The organism is Bradyrhizobium sp. 18BD (genome assembly GCF_054185225.1).
Genome location: NZ_JAVAYL010000008.1, coordinates 271,283 through 290,873, shown reverse-complemented (window position 1 = coordinate 290,873; position 19,591 = coordinate 271,283). Strand labels below are relative to the sequence as shown.

Sequence of the window (19,591 nt, the reverse complement as noted above, 5' to 3'; positions counted from 1 at the left end):
CTTCGGCCTGCCTCCAGCGCAAATCTCCAATCGAGGAAAAAGACCGCCAATGGCCAGTGAAACCATCCGCAACCCCCTGACCGACCATCTTCTCACACCTGAGAATTCGGCACTCATCATCATCGACTACCAGCCGATCCAGGTTTCCTCGATCCGCTCGATGTCCCGCGAGGAACTCGTCTTCAACATCGTGAGCACGGCCAAGGCGGCGCTGAATTACAGCCTTCCGATTATCCACTCGACGGTCAACGTCGCGACCGGCCGCAACAAGCCGCCGATCCAGGAACTGCAGGAGGTGATCGGCCACCTGCCGACCTATGACCGCACCTCGATCAATAGCTGGGAGGACACCGAGTTCAAGCAGGCGGTGAAGGCGCTCGGGCGCCGCAAGCTGATCATGACCGCGCTCTGGACCGAGGCGTGCCTGACCTTCCCCGCGCTCGACGCGATCCAGGAAGGCTATGAGGTCTATGTGCCGGTCGATGCCGTTGGCGGCACCTCGCTCGCCGCGCACGAGACGGCACTGCGTCGCATTGAGCAGGCCGGCGGGAAGCTCATCGGCCGTGTGCAGATGTATTGCGAGCTTCAGCGCGACTGGGCGCGTCAGGCGACTGTGCCCGGCTTCATGGGCGTCTTCGACAGTTTCGATGGGTTCAACCCCGAAAAGGCGGCCGAGGAAGCGGCCAAGGGCTGAGGCCTCATGATAGCGGCGGCGATTTTCGCCGCCGCCATTTCCCAGCAAGGAGAAGAAACGAATGAGCGAATTATTCATCGTGGTCGGACTCAAGGCCAAGGCGGGCAAAGAGAACGAACTGCGGCGTGATCTGTCCGTTCTCGTTGAACCGTCACGCAACGAGGAGGGCAATGTCCGCCATGACCTGTTCGAGGATCGGGACGAGCCTGGGCGTTTCGTGTTCGTGGAGGAGTGGTCGTCTGTCGAAGCGCGCATCCGGCATCACGAGCATGGTCCTCACATCCAGCATTTTCATGCTAATGGCGTGGCCAACGTCGAGGAGAGGATGTTCGCGCATATGTTGAAGCGCGTCGTCTGACGCATTTCAGAAGGGCACGGGCACCAACAGCGCAAGCTTTCAATGGGCGGCCGCGCTGTCCGGCGGCGACGTAAGGCTGGATAGAAATGACTGATCAGCACTATGGCGTCGCAGTACAGCAGCGGACCGTTCCGTTCGAGCCCGATGCGTACATAGGCATCAAGGGATGGCAGGGTCTTCGATGTTTTGGCCCACGCCAGATAGTCGGGAGTGGAAACCCGTCACGCGTTCACGGCGCCTCCAGATCTAGAATCCTTCCACCAATCTCTTCAAGCCGGGCCTGATAGTTCGCTGGTTCTAACAACTGACTCGGGAAATAGAGGCCCACAGGTGCTGGCGGTTGCTCGTCCAGTCCCAGGCACCTTTCGAGAACCATTGCCACGCCCAGCCCGGTGAGGGGAAACTGCCCTTGCGGATGAACCACGGCATGGCGCGTGGAAAAGGGACGGCCAGCATCGTCCTGTCCCTGGAGTTCGATTACGATCTCGGTAGACATTGGCTCGCCGCGTCTGCGACTGGAGCTCATGCCCGTCGCCAGATTGATTTCCATATTTGGCGCGTCCGTTGCGGCTGCCAGCGTGAGGATATCGTTCGGCGAGATCGCGATCGCGTCCATTTGAATGCCGTCCACGGCGCGAAAGCTTGTCTTGGCAGCCTCGCCGGAGCGCCAGACATAGCGACCGTTTCGACATGTGAGAGCCGCAGGCGGCGCATTGGTCAGCCCTTCGAGGTCAGAAACCTGCGCCGGCCCGCCTGTATCCTCATCGTCCAGCAGCAGGCCGACGCGGATATTGTCGACCCGCGAGAACCGCCGCGCCAGGGCAAGGGCGATGACCGACGTCGCGCCGACCAGCCATTCTGTGCCAAGAACGACCGCCGACCGAGCGGGATCCTGCATGAAGCCGGCGACCTCGAGCCCAATCTCATCTATACCCGTGGAAATTCCGATGTAGGGTAGGCCTCGCTTTCGGGCAAAGCGGAAGCCGGACAGGGCTTCATCCCGCAAAAGCACCGCGACGGCGCTTACCGCCTGATCACCGATGCCCAGATCCGGCGCCGCGAGATCAAGCGCTACCCCGGTAGCGTGCCCAACCTCCTCAGCTACCTTCCGCGCCCTGGCGAGATTTCGGCCCCCGATGAGCAGCGGCACATCCGGAGCGGCTGATCGCAGATATCTTGCTGTATGGCGACCGACGACGCCCGATCCGCCGATCAGAAGAATAGGATCCAGTGACATGACAAACCCCTCTGCTGGCAAGGTTCGTGTTTTTCGATTGCTGACGGCCCCGTTTTGGTCTGGCCCAGCCGCTCGGCGGGCCGATGGCTACATCGGACTGCGATGGATCAGGCTTTGTCCGGCACGCGCGCGATCACCTTGATCTCGAAGTCGAAGCCGGCGAGCCAGTTGACTCCGATAGCAGTCCAGTTCGGATAAGGGGCTTGCGCGAACACGTCGCCCTTCACGGTCATGATTGTGCCGAATTGCTTTTCCGGATCGGTATGGAAGGTCGTCACGTCGACAATGTCGTCGAACGTGCACCCTCCTGCCGCAAGCGTTGCCCCCAGATTGGCGAATGCCAGCCGGACTTGCGCCTCGAAATCAGGCTCAGGCGAACCGTCGGCGCGGCTCCCGACCTGACCCGAAACGAACAGCAGATCGCCGGAGCGGATCGCGGCCGAATATCCATGCTGCTCGTACAGAGCGTGGCGGTTCTGGGGGAATATGGCATCACGTCGCGGCATCGAAGCGGTCCTTTCACGATCCTCGCTCGCGCAATGCCGGATCGGATTCCAGCATGAGCCGGCAAGCGAATGTTGATATACGGTTCGTATGTGAATATTGTACATACGGTTCGTATGTCAACTCACATGCACTCCGTATCTGAAAGTGAGGCGAATGGCGATGGCGAAGCGGCGGATCGACACGAGGGAGGAAAACCGGGCCAGGCTGATATCAGCCGCGCGCAAGGCGTTCGCCGCGAGAGGATTCGCTGCCGCTTCCATGGACGAACTGACCGCGGATGCGGGCCTTACCCGCGGTGCTCTTTACCACAATTTTAGTGACAAGAAGGGGCTGCTAGCCGCTGTCGTGGCCCAGATCGATGGCGAGATGGCGGCGCGCGCGAAAGAAGCCGGCGTCGCAGCGGGCGATGATTGGGAAGGGCTGCTTGCAGAAAGCGAAGCTTATATCGAGATGGCGCTGGATCCGGAGGTGCAACGGATCGTGTTGCTCGATGGCCCCGCCTTTCTCGGTGATCCCTCGCGATGGCCAAGCCAGAACGCCTGCCTTCAGGTAACGAAACAAACGATCGCCGGACTCGTCTCCGAACATGTCCTGAAGCCCGTCGACGTCGAAGCCGCAGCGCGCCTGCTCAGCGGGGCGGCGTTGAATGCTGCCTTGTGGGTGGCCGCAAGCGACGATCCCAGATCAGCCCTGCCCAAGGCCATTAATGCGTTCCGGCTCATGGCAGCGGGTCTGCTGGCGCAACAACGCTGAGTGTTGCCACTTTCGCGCTGAGAAGCCGAGCCATCCTGTCGATCTGGCCAGCATGAATCTGCTTGCTGAACAAAAGTCCCTGGAAATGGGTACAAGTCGCTGCAATCAACGCCTGTTGGTTGCGTTCCTTATTCTGCGACGCAGATGACCACGCTTGGCTCTACCGTATCATAATTTGCAGTGCCACCTATGGCGCTTCACGGTCCGACTCATTTCCACACACTCACCGCGACCCCCTTCGCGCACGAAAAGGAATAGCGATGAAAGCAGCTGTGTACGATCACAACGGGCCGCCAGAAGTGTTTCGTTATACCGACGCGCCTGATCCAGAGATCGGCCCTGGAGACATCCTGATCCGTGTGGAGGCAAATTCGGTTGAGGGCGGCGACCTGATCAACCGTCGCAGTTCGCCGCCGGAACATCCTGCGTATGTTGTCGGCTATGCCGCAGCAGGCACCGTGGTGGCGATCGGCGGCGACCTCACTGATCGCAAGGTCGGCGATCGGATTACATCCTGGGGGTTGAGCGGATCCCACGCGCAACTCCGCGCGATACCGGCGCATCAGACCTGGTTCGTTGCCGAAGCCGCCGCAATCCCGATCGGCTTTGGACGGCACACCATTGCCTGTTTGCGCGAGGTCGGCTGTCAAGTGGAAGCACCGTCTTGGTCCAAGGTGCAGCAGGGGGTGTTGGGACGCGGCGCTGCAGCTTGCCCGCCAAGCCGCAGCGACGGTGATTGCCGTCACAAGCGGCGAGCATCGTGCCAAGAGACTTATCGACCTCGGTGCATCGAATGTCATCGACCATAACATCGAAGCCGTCGTGGATGTGGCCCGTGACCTCACCCACGGGCGCGGTGTCGACCTCGTTATCGATCCGGTAGGCTCCACCCTGGCAACCTCTCTCGCGGTGCTCTGCGATGAAGGAACCCTGGTGTCCGTGGGCAATGTTGGCGGCACGCCATTGACGGTGGATCTCTGGCAAGCGTTACAGCGCAATCAATCGATCCTCGGCGTGTTCATGGGGACCATGTTCTCACGTCCAGTGATGCGCCGAACTGTCGACACGATGCTCGCCGACCTCTCGCAAGGCAGGCTGACCGTGCCGATCGACAGCAAGTTCCCCCTTGCTGAGGCTGCCGCCGCTCACCGCCATGCCGAGGACAACAAGATTCTCGGCCGCGTTCTGTTGATTCCCTGACGTCTACGGAGACGAGCGAAAGATGCATCGATCCTCGAGCGTGTAAGGTCGACCACAACGACTGCATTCCATCAGTCACGTTGCAAGACGTGTTCATGGCGCCGAGACGCGATGCGCTTCTCGAGGACGTGGCACAAAGCGGATCCGATCTTCTCTTCCTGTGCTCCTACCTCCCGGATACGATCGATCTCGTTCAAGCCCTCGAAAGGCATCCCTTCGACCCAAAATGGTCGGCACAAGCATGATCGGCCCGCAGAATGCCAATGTTAAGAGCAAGCTCGGGCCGCTGCTCAACGGGATCGTGAACTATGAATATTGGGTTCCGGCACCCTCACTGGCCTTTGAGGGCGTGGGTTCACTGTTGGAGACCTACAGGTCGCGCCGCCGGATCAGGCGTGGATCCACTCGACCATTATATGGCGCCGTTGGCCTACTCGCAGATGCAGGTCATAGCCCAGGCTATTGAGGGCACGGGAAGTCTGGACGACGTCGCGCTCTCTGAGTTCACGCGACGCACGGCGTTCTCGACAGTTATGGGCAGCATCACCTTCGGGTCGCGCGGCGAGTGGACGCATCCCCGCGTGTTGCAGGTGCAGTTCCAGAGTGTCGTTGGCAATAGTGTCGGCCAATTCAGAGACGGCTCATGGCAAATCGTCGTGGCTCCGCAGGAAATGGCGTCGGGAGTGTTGATCTATACGTTCGCGAACGCTCGAGGGATCTAGGCCGCGCATATCACTTACCCACCTCGGCTCAGTGCTCCACTCAGACAGCTGCAGTGCCGACAACGTCCGGAGCTTTTCCGAAACACTCGATCAGCATTTCGGTGAGGATTCTTATCTTGCGAGCGGGATGCTGGCCTGGTGGCCGGACGACAAATACACCCGCCGGACGTATCGGGTGCCGGGTCATGACTGGAACAAGCGTGCCAGAGGCTAGATGCTCATGGATCAGGCCCTCGGGGAGATAAGCGATGCCGAGTCCTGCTATGGCGGCAGTGACCAGAGCTGTGCCGTTGTCGGCTTTGAAGCGCCCCTGCGGTCGAACCGTGACGGTTTGTTCACCATCCATGAACTGCCAGGTTTCAGTGCCCTGCATGAGAGCCTGATGCGTGAGGAGGTCATCCGGTGTCTCAGGCGATCCGTGCGCTTTGATATACTCCGGACTCGCAACTAACTTCCCATAGATCGGTCCGACGCGCCTTGCGATCAGGTTAGAGTCCGGAAGGTGGCCAAGCCGTACCGCACAATCATAACCCTCTGCGATGAGATCTACGAAGCGATCAGTGTAGCAGGTGTGGATGCCAAGCTGAGGGTAACGTCGCGCCATTTCGGCGAACACCGGAGCAAGATGTGTCGGGCCAAAGCTAAGTGGTGCAGCAATCCGCAAGCGGCCGCGAAGATCACCTGCGGGTAGGATCGTTTCCTTGGCAACATCGATCTCGGCGCAGACTCTGGCGGCGTGATCTCGGAATGTGGAACCCGCCTCTGTTAGTACGGTGCCGCGAGTAGTTCGTGCGAGCAGCTGGACGCCGAGCTCTGCTTCAAGCCGAGCCAGCTGCCGACTAACGATCGACTTGGAGACCCCGAGCCGACGCGCAGCAGGTGTTACTCCGCCAGCGTCAGCAATCTCTACGAATGTTCGCAGTTCTTCAATGTCCAATTTTAGCGTTCCTGCTTTTGCGACACAGTGTGGCAAGGGCGAGCGCTACCGTATCGCAAATGGGAATGGCACTGTCTACGCAGACATCGTCGCAGTCGGCGGATGTCTCCCACAACTCAGCCTCATCTAACGGCAGCAGAGGATATTCATGACCTTTCGCAACGGCCTTGCGTCGCTTCTTCGTCCCGAGGACTCGGTACTCGTTCTGATCGATCACCAGCCCTATCAGCTCACGAACTTGAACAGCCACGATCCGCAAGCTGTGGTCAACAACGCCACCGCGCTGGCGAAGCTTGCAAAAGCCTTCAATGTTCCGACCATTCTCACCAGCGTGATCGCGGCGCGCGGTGGACTTCTCTTTAAGCTGATCACCGACGTATTTCCGGACCAGGAAGTCATCGATCGCACCTGGGTGAACACCTGGCAGGACGAGAATGTGGTGAACGTCGTCAAGGCGACCGGCCGCAAGCAGCTGATCATCGCGGGCCTGTGGACCGAGGTCTGCGTCGCAATGCCTGTCATCCAGGCCGCCGGCGAAGGCTGGGACGTGACCGTGATTACCGACGCGTCGGGCGGGATTTCGAAGGAGTCTCACGAAGTGGCGATCCAGCGAATGATCGCGGCCGGCGCGAACGTGATGACCGTGATGGCGCTCGCTGGCGAATGGCAACGCGATTGGGCGCGCACCGAGCATGTCGAGGAGCTGACCGAGATTCTCATCCAGCACTTCGCCGGCAGCGGTATCGCTTATATGTGGGAACAGCAATTGCTCAATACTCCGGTACCAAGCGCCGCGAAGTGAATTGAAGGGGGTGACGGGCGTCCGGACGATGCATTGCGAAGGGCGTCCGCAGGGCTAGTCTCGTCATCCCCTCTTTCCGGAAAGCTGGGAACAGAACCGCTTTCAGCGGGGCCTACAGCGATCTCGCTCGAATCGGGCAACGAAACTGATCCGGATCGAAGGCGGAAAACTGGTCGAGCATTGGGACGTTCTGCGGAACGATGTGCCGGCAACCGCGACGATCGGGGGGGGCGCTTCGATGTTCGATCCCGGCGAGGATCTCGCCAAGCTTAACTGCTCGAAAGGCTTCCCATGGAAATCGGTATCGACAGCTTCGCGGCCATGCTTCCCGATCCGGCGACGGGCAAGCTTCCATCCAGCACCGATCGCATGGCAGACCTCATCGCGGAGGTCGAGGTCGCCGACCGGGCCGGACTCGATGTATTCGGCGTCGGCGAGCACCATCGTGCAGAGTTCCTGGATTCCGCTCCCGCGATCATCTTGGCCGCGGCGGCAGCCCGCACCAGCCAGATCCGCTTGACGAGCGCCGTAACCGTCTTGAGCGCGGCCGACCCGGTGCGCGTGTTCCAGGAGTTCGCGACACTCGATTTGATCGCCGGCGGCCGGGCGGAGATAGTCGTCGGTCGCGGTTCGTTCGGTGAGGCCTTTCCGCTGTTTGGCCTCGACACCATGGCGTATGACGAGCTCTTCGCCGAGAAACTCGATCTATTTCTCAAGCTCCGCGAATCGACCAACATCACCTGGAAGGGGCGCTTCCGGCCCGCGCTCCATGGCCAAAGCGTCTTCCCACGCCCGCATCAGTCGCAACTTCCGCTCTGGATCGGAGTCGGAGGCACGCCGCAATCCTTCGCGCGAGCCGGCGAGCTTGGCCTTCCGTTGATGGTCGCGATCATAGGCGGTAGCTTCGAACGTTTCCGTCCTCTCGTCGATCTCTATCGCGAGACCGGCCTACGCGCTGGCCATGATCCTAAGCAGCTGTCGGTAGGCGTGCACGCCATGGGCTTCGTCGGAGAGACCAACGCCGCCGCCAGAGACGCCTTCTTCCCGGGATGGGCGCACCTGACCGCGAAGATCGGCCGCGAGCGCGGTTGGTCGCCGCCGAACCGACGGCAATTCGACGTCATGGCCGGTCCCGAGGGCGCGTTCCTGATTGGTGATCCGGGGACGGTCGCAGCCAAGATGCTTGAAGCCAGCGAGGCGCTCGGCGGCGTCTCGCGCATCACGTTTCAAATGAGCACCGCTTCGCTCGAAACCGCCGCGATGAAGCGCTCGATCGAACTCCTAGGTACTGAAGTCGCGCCGATTGTCCGGGCGGCGCGCGCAAATCCGTGAGGAGTGCTTCGTCTCTGGAAGGAAACACCTGATGGTATCCACTTTTCCAAGATTCGGCCGTTCGGTCGTAGTCACGGGCGCCGGCGCCGGCCTTGGCCGCGACATCGCGCTCGGGCTCGCCGCCAAGGGCTATATCGTCTTCGGCACAGCGATGTCCGCGGCGGAGGCCCTAGATCTCAGGGACGCTTCAGGCGGACGTGTCAGCCTGACCGTCTGCGACGTCACAAAGGCGATGGGCGTGGAGGCCTGGGCGTCCGGTGTGACTGAAGCACTTGGCGCTGCCGGGCTCAACCTCCTGATCAACAATGCCGACGTCCTCACTCAAGGTCCGATCGAGGTCCTTCTGCTCGACGCCATCCGTCACGAGTTTGAAGTCAACGTATTCGGTGCCCTTTCGGTGATCAACGCATTCTTGCCGGCCTTACGGAAGGCGCGCGGCCGTATCGTGCAGGTCAACACATGGATGGCGAGCTTGCCGTTACCGTTCAGCGGGCCGTCGGCAGCTTCGCATGCGGCGATCGAGGTATTTTCGGCTGTCTATCGCGCCGAACTGAAATCCTTCGGTATTGAGGTCGTGGTGGTGACCGCCGGCAACATGAAGACGGGTGGTTCAGCGAAGACGTCGGCCTTGGCACGGATCGCAAACGGGATGACGTCGGGTCAACGCAAACTCTACGGCAAGACGTTAGGCACCTTCGCGAAGGGGCTGAGCAGTACCCAGGCGGCCAGCTTCGACTCGGCCGCTACCGCTGCACAGGTAATCGAAGTCGCCGAGCAGCATCCCACGCCGAGCCGCGCGGTGGTCGGCGCCGACGCCGAGGAGATGCTCCGAGCCACCCACGAAAGCCCGACGCCGGGGGGCATGCACTCCGCCTGACGCTTGTCGGCCTGAGCTGATCTTCATCTCAAAAGGGAAACGGATAAAATGACGATACCAGCAACGCAGGATGGTACACGGATCTTCTACAAGGACTGGGGTCCGAGAGAAGCCAAGCCCATCATGTTCCATCACGGCTGGCCATTGAGCGCAGACGATTGGGACATTCAGATGCTGTTCTTCCTAAGCAAGGGCTATCGCGTCATTGCGCATGACCGACGCGGGCATGGTCGCTCCGACCAGACCGATACTGGGAATGAGATGGATACCTACGCTGCCGATGTCGCGGCGTTGGTCCGGGAACTTGATTTGAAAGACGCGGTCCACGTTGGACACTCGACCGGCGGTGGGGAGGTGATCCGCTATGTCGCCCGCAGCGAACCCGGCCGCGTGTCGAAGGCGGTGCTGATCGGTGCGGTGCCGCCGATCATGCTGGCGACACCGCGATATCCTGGCGGCTTGCCGATGGGGGTGTTCGACGGGTTTCGCGAGGCGCTCGCTCGCAACCGTGCGCAATTCTTCCTCGATGTCCCTGCCGGACCATTCTACGGCTTCAACCGCGATGGCGCCGACGTAAGCGAGGGGCTGATCCGCAATTGGTGGCGGCAGGGGATGATGGGCGGCGCCAAGGCCCACTACGATTGCATCACCGCCTTTTCGGAGACGGACTTCACCGAGGACCTCCGGACCGTTTCCTTGCCAGTGCTGCTGATGCATGGCGAGGATGATCAGGTGGTGCCGATCGACGCGTCGGCGCGCAGAGCAATCGACCTGCTGCCGAACGGGACGCTGAAGACCTATCCAGGCCTGTCACATGGGTTGTTCGCTACGCATCCCGATCTCATCAACGCCGATCTGCTGGCGTTCATCGAGGGCCAGGTCGGAGCATGAGTGCAGTTAGGGACAATCCAACCGAACATCGTTTCGAACTTCCGATCGATGACAGCAGCGAAATCGCGGCGGTCTACTATCGCATCGAAGGTGGCCAGCTCGTCCTCACCCATACCGAGGTCCCACAGCAATTCTCTGGGCGGGGAGTTGGCTCGCGGCTAGCACGCGGCGTCTTCGATGCAATCCGCGTGAGTGGTCGCAAGGTAGTCCTGCGCTGCCCCTGCATGGCGGCCGACATCGTCGATAACCCGAACCGATTAGGAGAGATGACATGATTGAAATGGTCATAGAACAGCGACGTCGCGACCTCGGCGGCGGCTTCGAAGTCGGCCGCGTGCTTCCGATCGCCAAACGTCGAATGGTCGGTCCCTTCGTCTTCTTCGATCATATGGGACCGCTCGATCTCGCGCCCGGTGTCGATCGTAGCCTCGACGTCCGCCCACACCCGCACATCGGACTCTCGACCGTCACCTATTTGTTTGCGGGCGAAGTGATGCACCGCGACAGCCTCGGCTACGAGCAAGCGATCCGTCCGCAAGAGGTTAACTGGATGACCGCAGGTCGAGGCATTACCCACAGCGAGCGGCTCGAGCGGGCGAGACTGCAAGGTGATCATTTGCACGGCGTCCAGGCCTGGGTCGCGCTACCGATCGAACATGAAGAGACCGCGCCTTCCTTTTCCAACTATTCCGGAAGCGACCTTCCCCAATGGGACGAAGCAGGCGTGGTAGGCCAACTTATCGCCGGCAGCGCCTATGGTCTGACGGCGAGTGCCACGACGCATTCGCCGCTGTTTTACGCTCATCTCAATATGGCGAGCGGCGCGACCGCCGAGATACCGGGCGGGCACAGAGAGCGCGCCCTGTACATCGCTACAGGGGCGGTGGAGCTGGATGGCAAGCGCTACGAGGCAGGCAAGATGCTGGTGCTGGCTTCCATCGCCTCCCGCATGCTCGCCCTGGAGCAGTCTTCAGTGATGGTTTTGGGAGGAGAGCCCGTCGGCGAACGGTATATCTACTGGAATTTCGTATCATCCTCGAAGGATCGCCTAGCGCAAGCGGCTTCGGATTGGAAGGTGGGAAGAATGAAGCTTCCCGACGCCGACAATGTGGAGTTCATTCCGCTGCCGGACGGGCCGATGCCGACCTTCCGATGAGGCGTGGGTAGCCGATGAAACAAATGTCGATCCGCGACGGAGCACGCTGCCAAGGCGGAATGGGGCGTGTGCCGGTCGAAATCTCGCCGACATCCAACCGAGGTCTCAATGGCAGGACTGTGCGTTCAAGTAAAAGTCTCGGAAGCCGGACCGAGCCCGCTTTCAGTCCGTATCAAGAACGACCGCCAGATAGGCGATAGCGAAGGTCTTCAGGTGGCGGAGGATGCGTTGCGTCGCAGTTCCACCTGTCCCGCGCCCGTCACTACTGGTCTTGCTCATCCGGATACAGTCGCGCCTGGAACAGCCTGCGCCGGTTGTCATAAGACAGCCCTTTACTACTTGGGTGGGTAGGGCTTGATGTCTGCAGACCAATAATGCCTGGCGATGTTCTGACTGCTTCGGATGACGTGGTAGGCAATATCCGGATCGCCTCCTTCAAAAGTGTCCGGATCTGCACCACACATCAGGCAATACATTCGCTGATGAACGACGCCTGCAAAATATTCCAGCACCGGCGTGGCGTCTTCCTGATTGATTGCTCGCATGTCTTCGGCGGCCTGTTTGACCGCCTCTTCCAAAGCCAGAGAGACCGCAGCAGCCAACGCCGTGTCCGCACGTTTCATTACGTCGACGGCCTTTCTTTCTGCCAGCGTAAGAACAGGGCAACTTTTTGTCACTACTAACCTCCGTGAACTTTGATGGTTTCAGTGGCGAAACGTCTTCCGTAAGGCTGTCGAGGAGCGGGACTACGAAGTCGTTGTGCCGGCCACGACATCACGGCATCGGAGCAGCACAGCGATTGGCCTGAGTTTTTTTCAGAACTTGAATCTCACGTAGGCCGAGCCATATTGGACGTCCCGACCGAGTATCGCGCTCGCGGTCAGAAACGGTCCAACGAAAAAGTAGGCATAGGCCAGCGAAACGTCTACGTGCCGGGTGGCTCGCCAAACGATCGACGCCGAAAGCTGGTCTCCGATGTAGCGCTCGCGGCTCTCCTGTCCCGTCCGAAGCAAATTGCCGGCTAACCCGTAGACGCCGTCGTGTAGGCTATTTCTCCAGAACAGGTCGTAGCCAATTCCCAACTGAACTGAGTCCGACAGATTGGCCCTGAACGTGGCGCCCAGCGCCAACAGATTGGGAGCGCCGTTCAAGCCGATTGCAGCTTGACCGAAGTAGATTCCAGTGGGGAATAGAGCGCTAAACGTTCCGAATGTACCGCTAGCCGAGCCGCCGTCACCGCTCGTCGCCGCCGCTTTCAGACTCACGCGGGGCGCGAAAGGTATGGACTTGAAAGTGTAGCCCGTTTCTGTGGCGAAAGAATAGGCGCTCAGCGGAAGCCCCGCAAAACTGCCGGCCTGATATGTCAATTCCCAATCGTAATCCCAATTTCCCTTCGACCCGAAAGCCCGAGCGCCGAATGTATGACGCTGCTGGCTTCCCGTGCCGCGATCGAAGGTAGCTTGGCGATTGTTGATGCCCAGATAATACAGATCGAGGCCGCCACCCATCGAAGCGACCGCCTTGGTCGCGTAGAGGCCCCAGAACGTCGTGCGCGTGTCCGACGGATCGTCGAACACGGACGGTCGGTTCAGTACCGGTCGAGTGACGAGCGCGGTTGCGTGCCAACCGCCGACATCCAAGACAGCCGAGACTCCATCGAATGCCCGCCGGACGTTCGGTCCGTCACGCACGTCCACGAATCTACCAGAGCCGAATCGAAACTCCTGCCGCCCAAGGCGGACCGTAATATCCGCGCTCGAGAAGGCCGGTACGTCGAACTGGGCAAACGCCTGTTCCAGCCACAGTTGAGCCTCATCCACCGGGCGGGGCCCGCCGTTGCGTCCAACTAATGTCGCGCTGGAAAGTTGCCCGAAGAGCCGGATCCCGTCTCCTAGATGCCAATCCGAGTAAGTTGAAATGCGCTGAAGGAGGTAACCGTCGCGATCTTGTGGTCCCACCCCCCAATTGGCGTTCCTAAATCCCTCGTACCACTCCCGAACTTCACCGCCCAGGGTTAGATACTGGTCCTTTTGAGGACTCAAAGAAATGAACTTGATGGGATCTAAGAAATCGCGTTTGCACCCGGGATCACGAAGGTAGCTGTAGTCTTCATCCTGACGGAGCAGCGCATAGGGCGGCGGCGAGGGGCAGATCGAATCCGCCCATGCGCTAGAGGGGACCATGCTCAGGACAAACACCCAAACCCACTTCGACGGGGTCCGTGGTACTTTCCGAGTTCTCACGCTTCCGGCGTAACTGGCACCGCAAGGCTTTCCGCGGATCACTACGCGAAGCTCGCCAGTGGTTACGAGCCGGACATCGCGCCGTGAACCAGCGCCCATCAGCGGCTCTTCATTGCGGGCGCATATCGAAGCAGCCGGTCCCCTAGCTGAAAAGATCGCCCGCTTCACCTTCGAGCACTGCGGCATCGAGATCGTCATTGTCCGCCTTTTCCCATCTCGATGAGATCAGGCGATCCCGAATCGACTCGGCTCTTCCGGGAGCGCCCACCATGACGCTCCGACTGCTCGCCGCATATCGCTCTGGGACCAAGCGCGGTAGTCGCACGACTTGATCCTCTGTGTCGTGCAAAGTGGAACGCAGATTTCGCCTTTTCAAACTGTGATAGCCTTAAAAGCGCGCTATGTTCGCGACGCAGCCGCTGTTAGGCAGGCTGAGACACTTTTGCTCACTAGACGAGACACAACGGGCAAAAGCTCTCGCCGGCTCCTCTTGGATCAGGGCGAGTCCGTCCCAGTCGCAATGACTGCTCAATCAGGCCTGTTGATAGGCAAGTCCAGACAAGGAAGACATGTCCTCCGTCACTCGCTTCGAGATCGTGCTCTTGCTCATCGCTATGATCGTTGTTCTCGAAATGCTCGCGCAGCGGCTTCAGCTTCCTCGTGCCGCGGCGCTTATCGTCGGTGGGATCGGTCTCGCCGTGATCCCGGGAACTCCAAACATCGAACTCGATCCCGATCTAGTTATGGTCCTTTTCCTGCCGCCGTTGTTGATGGCCGGCGCATGGTTCACCGCCTGGCGGGATTTCCGCGCGGACATAAGAATCATAATGCAACTTGCTGTGGGAGCCGTTGTTTTTACGACGCTGACCGTCGGGGTGGTGGCGCACCTGATGCAACCGAACCTTCCGTGGGGAGCCTGCTTCGCTCTAGGCGCGATAGTCTCGCCGCCAGACGCCGTAGCGGCAAAGGCGATACTCCAGAAACTGCCTCTGCCGCAACGAGTCATCGTGCTGTTGGAGGGAGAAAGCCTAGTGAACGACGCGTCCGGGCTGGTTCTTTTCCGGCTCGCGGTCGCCGCAACCCTAACAGGCACATTCAGCCCAACCCATGCTGTGCTTCAGTTTTCCTGGCTCACAGCCGGCGGAGTGGCGTTGGGGGTAGCTTTCGCCTACGTATCCATTCTCGTCCTCAAGCGGATCGACGATGCAGACCTCTCCGTCGTCTGGGGATTCCTGACCGCGTGGATCTCGTATATCGCGGCGGAGAAGATCGGCGTTTCCGGAGTGCTGTCTACGGTATCGTGCGGCATGGTTATCGGGTGGCGTCAGCATGATCTCCTGTCAGCCGTCACTCGCACGCGATCGGCGGCGGTCTGGGGTGTCGTTGTCTTCCTGCTGGAATCACTGATTTTCGTCCTGATAGGCCTTTCACTCCGCGGCCTGTTGATCAGGCTCGGCGGATCAGAAGCCTTGCTCGAGCTCTTGCCCTCAACCATGGCGATCGTCGCGGCCGTGATCGTCGCGAGGTTCGCCTGGATCTTCCCGACGACCTACATTCCTCGCGCGTTGATCCCCATGCTCCGTGCGCGGGATCCCTATCCTCCGCTATCCGTGCCCTTCATTATGAGTTGGGCGGGGATTCGGGGAGTGGTCAGTCTCGCCGCGGCCCTTTCGCTTCCTGAGGCCTTTCCCGGTCGAGACCTCATCCTGGCGGTGACGTTCGCGGTCATCCTCGCGACGGTTCTTCTGCAAGGCTCTACCCTAGCTCCGCTCGTACGGCTGCTCTCAGGGGCCAGGATCGGCTCGTTGGACAATTCGAAACTCTCTGAGGCCGATGCCCGTGCTCGCATTGCTGCCGCTCAGTTGGCGGCGGTCGAAAAAGAGTCACTCGAACCAGACGGAAGCCACCGTCATCCTCGCTTGATGGAGCAATATTCCTACCGGGTAAGGGCGTCGGCGCGATTCTCGGAGGAGCCCGAAATATTGACGTCGCACCGCGCGGATCACTTCACGGCCGTCTTGGCAGCAATTTCCGCCGGTCGCAAAGAATTGCTGCGGATGCATCGAGACGACCAAATCCACGACAGCGTGCTCCACGCAATCGAGCAGGAACTCGATCTGGAGGAGATCACGGTAAAGCGGTTCGTATGACTTAGGTCCGCTATCGGGAGAATTAACCGTGTGCCTCGGAAACCACGGCACACGGGAAGGCAGGCATCGATGAACTCCGAGATAGGCGTTTGTCAACCGATCGTCCGACAGGAACGCCTCCCCAGAAATTTACTGATCTCCCAATGATAGCGCCAGTTTCACGCGATCGCACCCCCGTCCGCGGTTAGGACAGCGCCCGTAATTATGCTCGCAGCGGGGCTGGCGAGAAATACAACGGCGTTCGCGACTTCGTGCGGCTCACCGAAGCGCCCCAAAGACGACAAGTTGCGCTGAAACTCGGCACCAGGGCCGTCCGCTGGATTTGCATCTGTATTGGTCGATCCGGGTTGTACAAGATTCACGGTGATACCTTTCGGTCCGAGTTCGCGCGAGAGGCCGCGGGTGAAGGAAGTAAGCGCCGCCTTCGACATCGCATAAGCAGTGACGCCAGCGAACGGGACCCGCTCTCCCAGCCCCGAACCGATCGATATGATGCGCCCTCCCTCGCCGAGATGAGGAATAGCTGCCTTCGCGAACAGCACCGGCGCTCGTACATTGACATCCATCAGGGTTTGGAATTCCGTAACGTCGATATCGGTAATCATGCCGTTGTGTCCGATAGCTGCGCTGTTGACGAGGATGTCGAGCCCGCCGAGCGCCGATACGGCTTCTCTCACAGAGCGCATGATGGCTCCCGGGTGAGCGCTGTCGGCTTCAATCGCGATCACACGACGACCCTTGCTTCTGATCGAATCGGCCACCTTTTGCGCTTTCTCGGTCGAGTGCTGGTAGGTGAATGCGACGTCGGCGCCGTTCGCGGCCAGCGCCAACGCGATGGCCGCCCCAATGCCCCGCGACGCACCTGTCACCAATGCGCGCTTCCCACTCAGATCAATCATAACTTGCCCTTCTGGTACCGTGGTTCGAGCACCCGAGCGGCTCACGTAAAGATTACGAGAGGCGCTTGAAGCCCTATCTCGTGCAATCTGGTGCTCGAGTGGACGTCTCGTAGCAGCGAGAAGTGTCAAACTGTGTCGCAGCGAGAGGAACGCCGACCGATACGTCGTTTATGATTTGCACACGCGAAGCGCGCCGTGCCGCCGTAGATTGAAGTGACGTTGCCATATTCGGAACGCAGCGTTCCTAAACGGCGGACTATCGGCCAGAATGCAACCTCGTTAGCTTACTTCAACTCTACGAGTGTTTGCCTTGGTTGCTGCTCATGTACGCACGTCGGACTCCGACAATAGAGTCGAATTGATTTACCGATCGCCCCGTGTTGGCGCTGGGGCTACTGCCGTGATGTGGTGATCGCTTCGTCTGGTCGATTTCGGTTCGGCGCTAACCGGCGACGGTGGCGGGGTAGACTTTATTGTTGGCTTAGCTGACGCGCTGACGAACCGCCGGGATCACGACGATATGCGGGGAGCGGAATTGATGAGGTGCCGACGACGGTCGGCTCGCTATAACATGACAGCTTTGATCGTGATCTGCGCCATCACCCTTGGTGGCTGCGCGCCTCGGCCCGGACCGTGGGTGCTCGAGCCCGTTCCGAGCGTCGGCGCTGCGAAGCTCGTGAAAATCTTCGTCGCGAGCACTCGTGCTGCGCAGCCTGAAGCGCTGGTGCCTCTCGCAGAAGGTGGCGCTGCAACGCCTGCGTACTTCCGCTATGTGATCTCCATCCCTCCCACTCATACGCCGACCGAGATTGAGTGGCCAACATACGCTCCTGACCCAGCTAGGCATTTTTTAGTCGTTTCGGCAGAACGTCTCGATGAAGAGAGGTTCCTGGTCGAAATCAGGCAGGCTGCTGCTCGCGGTGATTCACTTGGCCACGACGTCGGCATCTTCGTTCATGGTTACAACAATAGTTTTCAAGAGTCGCTGTTTCGGACGGCTCAACTCGTTGCTGACTCGGGTGCGGGGCCGTCCGCGGTTCTATTCTCCTGGCCGTCAAAGGCAGAACTTACCGGCTATATCGCAGACAAGGATGCGGTGACCCTCTCGCGCGACGCGCTCGCCCATCTTGTCAGGCGGCTCGCGGCCGAGCGTGGGGTGAGGGGTGTCAAGCTCGTCGCGCATAGCATGGGGTCTTGGCTAACCATGGAAGCCGTTCGGCAAATTCGCATCGCGTCGGACGTTCGAACTATCGAGAAGCTCGATGATGTAACGCTCGCGGCGCCGGACATTGACACCGAGGTGTTCCTTCAGCAGTTACGCGTCATCGGCAGCCTGCGCTCGCCCATCACAGTGCTTGTTTCCAAAGAAGACGAGGCTCTGTCGTTTTCCAGGTTTCTCGCGGGGGGACAACTCCGGGCTGGAGCGGCGAACATCGACGACCCCCACGTCATCTCAGCGGCCAGGACCGCGAATGTCCGTGTCGTCGATATATCCGGCCTTGCCACGTCCGCGGGAGCCGGCCATGACGGCTTCTGGGCGTACTCTGCGATCTACGGCCGGCTTCAAACAAGCCGTGACGGGTTGAACGCATCGGAGACAAGTGCAGGCGTGTACGTCCTCGAAGTAGCCGACAGGCTAAGGCCTTTAGACGCCCGGCTCGAGCAGAGAGCCGCGGTCCCGTAGCGCTTCGAGCATGCACAGTCCGGAATCGGTGGACTCTCCACCTCACGCAGATGAGACGCTGAGCGTTAGCGGTGGTTGTTCAAAGCAAACGGAGAGAGCCAGATGAACGAGACGTTGGCTGCCGGGCTAGACAATCGCTATGCTAAGTATGTGCGGCTTCAGTTCGACTGGCCGCAGCCGCGGGTCCTGCGGATTACCATGTCGAACGGCAAGATGAATTCCGCCGATGATAAAATGCACGGCGAACTCGGCATGGTCTGGCGGGACATCGACAGCGATCCCGGCGTCTCAGCCGTCATCCTGACTGGTGCGGGCAAAGTCTTCTCAGCGGGTGGCGATTTCGCGATGATGGAGCGTATCATCGACGATCATGACACGCGGATCCGTAACTGGAAGGAAGCCCGAGACATCGTCTACAACGTCATCAACTGCTCCAAGCCCATCGTGAGTGCAATCAGGGGGCCAGCGGTCGGTGCCGGCCTCGCTTGCGGCTTGCTGGCAGACGTCTCCATCGCCACCAAGACGGCGCGCATCATTGACGGGCATACGAAGCTAGGCTTGGCAGCGGGCGATCATGCGGCGATTGTGTGGCCGCTGTTGTGCGGAATGGCGAAGGCAAAATACTATCTGTTGCTGTGCGATCAGCTTTTGGGCGAAGAGGCGGAGCGGATCGGTGTCGTATCGATGTGCTGCGAGGACGACGAATTGGACGCAAAAGCGATCGAAGTCGCCGGCCGTCTTGCTGCAGGACCGCCGAGTGCCATTCGCTGGACGAAATACGCGCTCAACAATTGGCTTCGGCAGGCCGGGCCGACATTCGATGCTTCGTTGGCGCTCGAATTCATGGGATTTACAGGACCGGAAGTGAAGGAAGGCCTCGCGGCTCTCGTGGAAAAGAGACCGCCGGCATTTCAATTGGATTGTCCGCTCTAAGAAGACAAGGACGATCGCATTCTGGCGCTCCCCCTGAGCCTACGCCCATTTCATGAAATGCACCGGCGTCATCAAGAACGACGTGGGCGCGGTGGTCGAGCTGCGCTGTACATGCGATTGCGTGACCCGCGGCGGCAACGCGCCGGGCGGACGCAAGGTCAAGGTCACCATGCATTGGCTGCCGGCGGCCTAGTCGCGCCTTTCCGAAATCCGCGT

At 60.2% G+C, this 19,591-nt stretch carries 22 protein-coding genes; 16 read left to right on the top strand and 6 right to left on the bottom strand.

Annotation, left to right across the window (positions count from 1 at the left end):
• Nucleotides 1–49: 49 nt before the first annotated feature.
• Nucleotides 50–694 carry a hydrolase gene (locus RAD16_RS17330; RefSeq protein ID WP_458159101.1) on the top strand — a complete coding sequence of 215 codons (645 nt, stop codon included), beginning with the start codon at nucleotides 50–52 and terminating at the stop codon, nucleotides 692–694.
• 61 nt (nucleotides 695–755) lie between these two features.
• Nucleotides 756–1,052 (top strand): putative quinol monooxygenase, encoded by a 297-nt coding sequence (locus RAD16_RS17325; RefSeq protein WP_458159100.1) that lies wholly within the window; start codon nucleotides 756–758, stop codon nucleotides 1,050–1,052.
• A gap of 229 nt (nucleotides 1,053–1,281) precedes the next feature.
• Here the strand turns inward: RAD16_RS17325 and RAD16_RS17320 are convergent, their stop codons facing one another.
• Together RAD16_RS17320 and RAD16_RS17315 are read right to left on the bottom strand one after the other, a co-directional pair.
• On the bottom strand, nucleotides 1,282–2,289 hold the full coding sequence (locus RAD16_RS17320; protein ID WP_458159099.1) for an NAD(P)-dependent oxidoreductase: 1,008 nt from the start codon (nucleotides 2,287–2,289) through the stop codon (nucleotides 1,282–1,284).
• Nucleotides 2,290–2,396: 107 nt separating this feature from the next.
• Nucleotides 2,397–2,795 (bottom strand): RidA family protein, encoded by a 399-nt coding sequence (locus RAD16_RS17315; protein ID WP_458159141.1) that lies wholly within the window; start codon nucleotides 2,793–2,795, stop codon nucleotides 2,397–2,399.
• A gap of 160 nt (nucleotides 2,796–2,955) precedes the next feature.
• On the opposite strand from RAD16_RS17315, the gene RAD16_RS17310 reads away from it, so the two are divergent.
• The 4 genes from RAD16_RS17310 (at nucleotide 2,956) to RAD16_RS17295 (ending at nucleotide 5,471) form a co-directional block, all read left to right on the top strand.
• Nucleotides 2,956–3,549 (top strand): TetR/AcrR family transcriptional regulator, encoded by a 594-nt coding sequence (locus RAD16_RS17310; RefSeq protein ID WP_458159140.1) that lies wholly within the window; start codon nucleotides 2,956–2,958, stop codon nucleotides 3,547–3,549.
• 260 nt (nucleotides 3,550–3,809) lie between these two features.
• Nucleotides 3,810–4,358: an alcohol dehydrogenase catalytic domain-containing protein gene (locus RAD16_RS17305; protein WP_458159098.1), complete on the top strand. Its 549-nt coding sequence runs from the start codon at nucleotides 3,810–3,812 to the stop codon at nucleotides 4,356–4,358.
• Nucleotides 4,282–4,749: a zinc-binding dehydrogenase gene (locus tag RAD16_RS17300; protein ID WP_458159097.1), complete on the top strand. Its 468-nt coding sequence runs from the start codon at nucleotides 4,282–4,284 to the stop codon at nucleotides 4,747–4,749. The genes RAD16_RS17305 and RAD16_RS17300 overlap by 77 nt, the downstream gene beginning before the upstream one ends.
• 395 nt (nucleotides 4,750–5,144) lie before the next feature.
• Nucleotides 5,145–5,471 (top strand): hypothetical protein, encoded by a 327-nt coding sequence (locus tag RAD16_RS17295; RefSeq protein WP_458159096.1) that lies wholly within the window; start codon nucleotides 5,145–5,147, stop codon nucleotides 5,469–5,471.
• A 40-nt stretch (nucleotides 5,472–5,511) separates the two neighbouring features.
• Here the strand turns inward: RAD16_RS17295 and RAD16_RS17290 are convergent, their stop codons facing one another.
• The gene (locus RAD16_RS17290; RefSeq protein ID WP_458159095.1) at nucleotides 5,512–6,408 is read right to left on the bottom strand and encodes a LysR family transcriptional regulator; all 897 of its coding nucleotides are present in this window, start codon (nucleotides 6,406–6,408) and stop codon (nucleotides 5,512–5,514) included.
• A gap of 148 nt (nucleotides 6,409–6,556) precedes the next feature.
• On the opposite strand from RAD16_RS17290, the gene RAD16_RS17285 reads away from it, so the two are divergent.
• The 6 genes from RAD16_RS17285 (at nucleotide 6,557) to RAD16_RS17260 (ending at nucleotide 11,466) form a co-directional block, all read left to right on the top strand.
• On the top strand, nucleotides 6,557–7,210 hold the full coding sequence (locus tag RAD16_RS17285; RefSeq protein ID WP_458159094.1) for an isochorismatase family protein: 654 nt from the start codon (nucleotides 6,557–6,559) through the stop codon (nucleotides 7,208–7,210).
• 291 nt (nucleotides 7,211–7,501) lie between these two features.
• On the top strand, nucleotides 7,502–8,542 hold the full coding sequence (locus tag RAD16_RS17280) for an LLM class flavin-dependent oxidoreductase (RefSeq protein WP_458159093.1): 1,041 nt from the start codon (nucleotides 7,502–7,504) through the stop codon (nucleotides 8,540–8,542).
• Nucleotides 8,543–8,573: 31 nt separating this feature from the next.
• Nucleotides 8,574–9,419: an SDR family NAD(P)-dependent oxidoreductase gene (locus RAD16_RS17275; protein WP_458159092.1), complete on the top strand. Its 846-nt coding sequence runs from the start codon at nucleotides 8,574–8,576 to the stop codon at nucleotides 9,417–9,419.
• Between the two features lie 48 nt (nucleotides 9,420–9,467).
• Nucleotides 9,468–10,310 carry an alpha/beta fold hydrolase gene (locus RAD16_RS17270; RefSeq protein WP_458159091.1) on the top strand — a complete coding sequence of 281 codons (843 nt, stop codon included), beginning with the start codon at nucleotides 9,468–9,470 and terminating at the stop codon, nucleotides 10,308–10,310.
• Nucleotides 10,307–10,585 (top strand): GNAT family N-acetyltransferase, encoded by a 279-nt coding sequence (locus RAD16_RS17265; protein WP_458159090.1) that lies wholly within the window; start codon nucleotides 10,307–10,309, stop codon nucleotides 10,583–10,585. The genes RAD16_RS17270 and RAD16_RS17265 overlap by 4 nt, the downstream gene beginning before the upstream one ends.
• Nucleotides 10,582–11,466, top strand: coding sequence for a pirin family protein (locus tag RAD16_RS17260; protein WP_458159089.1), 885 nt, complete (start codon nucleotides 10,582–10,584; stop codon nucleotides 11,464–11,466). Before RAD16_RS17265 ends, RAD16_RS17260 begins: the two co-directional genes overlap by 4 nt.
• A 335-nt stretch (nucleotides 11,467–11,801) precedes the next feature.
• Here RAD16_RS17260 and RAD16_RS17255 read toward each other — a convergent pair whose 3' ends face one another.
• Nucleotides 11,802–12,143: a hypothetical protein gene (locus RAD16_RS17255; RefSeq protein ID WP_458159088.1), complete on the bottom strand. Its 342-nt coding sequence runs from the start codon at nucleotides 12,141–12,143 to the stop codon at nucleotides 11,802–11,804.
• A gap of 138 nt (nucleotides 12,144–12,281) precedes the next feature.
• On the bottom strand, nucleotides 12,282–13,907 hold the full coding sequence (locus RAD16_RS17250) for an alginate export family protein (RefSeq protein ID WP_458159087.1): 1,626 nt from the start codon (nucleotides 13,905–13,907) through the stop codon (nucleotides 12,282–12,284).
• A gap of 371 nt (nucleotides 13,908–14,278) precedes the next feature.
• On the opposite strand from RAD16_RS17250, the gene RAD16_RS17245 reads away from it, so the two are divergent.
• A complete protein-coding gene (locus tag RAD16_RS17245; protein ID WP_458159086.1) occupies nucleotides 14,279–15,859 on the top strand; it encodes a Na+/H+ antiporter in 1,581 nt (526 codons plus the stop codon).
• 158 nt (nucleotides 15,860–16,017) lie between these two features.
• On the opposite strand, the gene RAD16_RS17240 is transcribed toward RAD16_RS17245, so the two are convergent.
• Nucleotides 16,018–16,758 (bottom strand): SDR family NAD(P)-dependent oxidoreductase, encoded by a 741-nt coding sequence (locus RAD16_RS17240; protein WP_458159085.1) that lies wholly within the window; start codon nucleotides 16,756–16,758, stop codon nucleotides 16,018–16,020.
• Between the two features lie 637 nt (nucleotides 16,759–17,395).
• On the opposite strand from RAD16_RS17240, the gene RAD16_RS17235 reads away from it, so the two are divergent.
• From RAD16_RS17235 to RAD16_RS17225, 3 genes are all read left to right on the top strand, one after another.
• The gene (locus tag RAD16_RS17235; protein WP_458159084.1) at nucleotides 17,396–18,442 is read left to right on the top strand and encodes an alpha/beta hydrolase; all 1,047 of its coding nucleotides are present in this window, start codon (nucleotides 17,396–17,398) and stop codon (nucleotides 18,440–18,442) included.
• A gap of 102 nt (nucleotides 18,443–18,544) precedes the next feature.
• Nucleotides 18,545–19,375, top strand: coding sequence for an enoyl-CoA hydratase/isomerase family protein (locus RAD16_RS17230; RefSeq protein ID WP_458159083.1), 831 nt, complete (start codon nucleotides 18,545–18,547; stop codon nucleotides 19,373–19,375).
• A 52-nt stretch (nucleotides 19,376–19,427) separates the two neighbouring features.
• Nucleotides 19,428–19,568 (top strand): hypothetical protein, encoded by a 141-nt coding sequence (locus RAD16_RS17225; RefSeq protein WP_458159082.1) that lies wholly within the window; start codon nucleotides 19,428–19,430, stop codon nucleotides 19,566–19,568.
• Nucleotides 19,569–19,591: the final 23 nt, after the last annotated feature.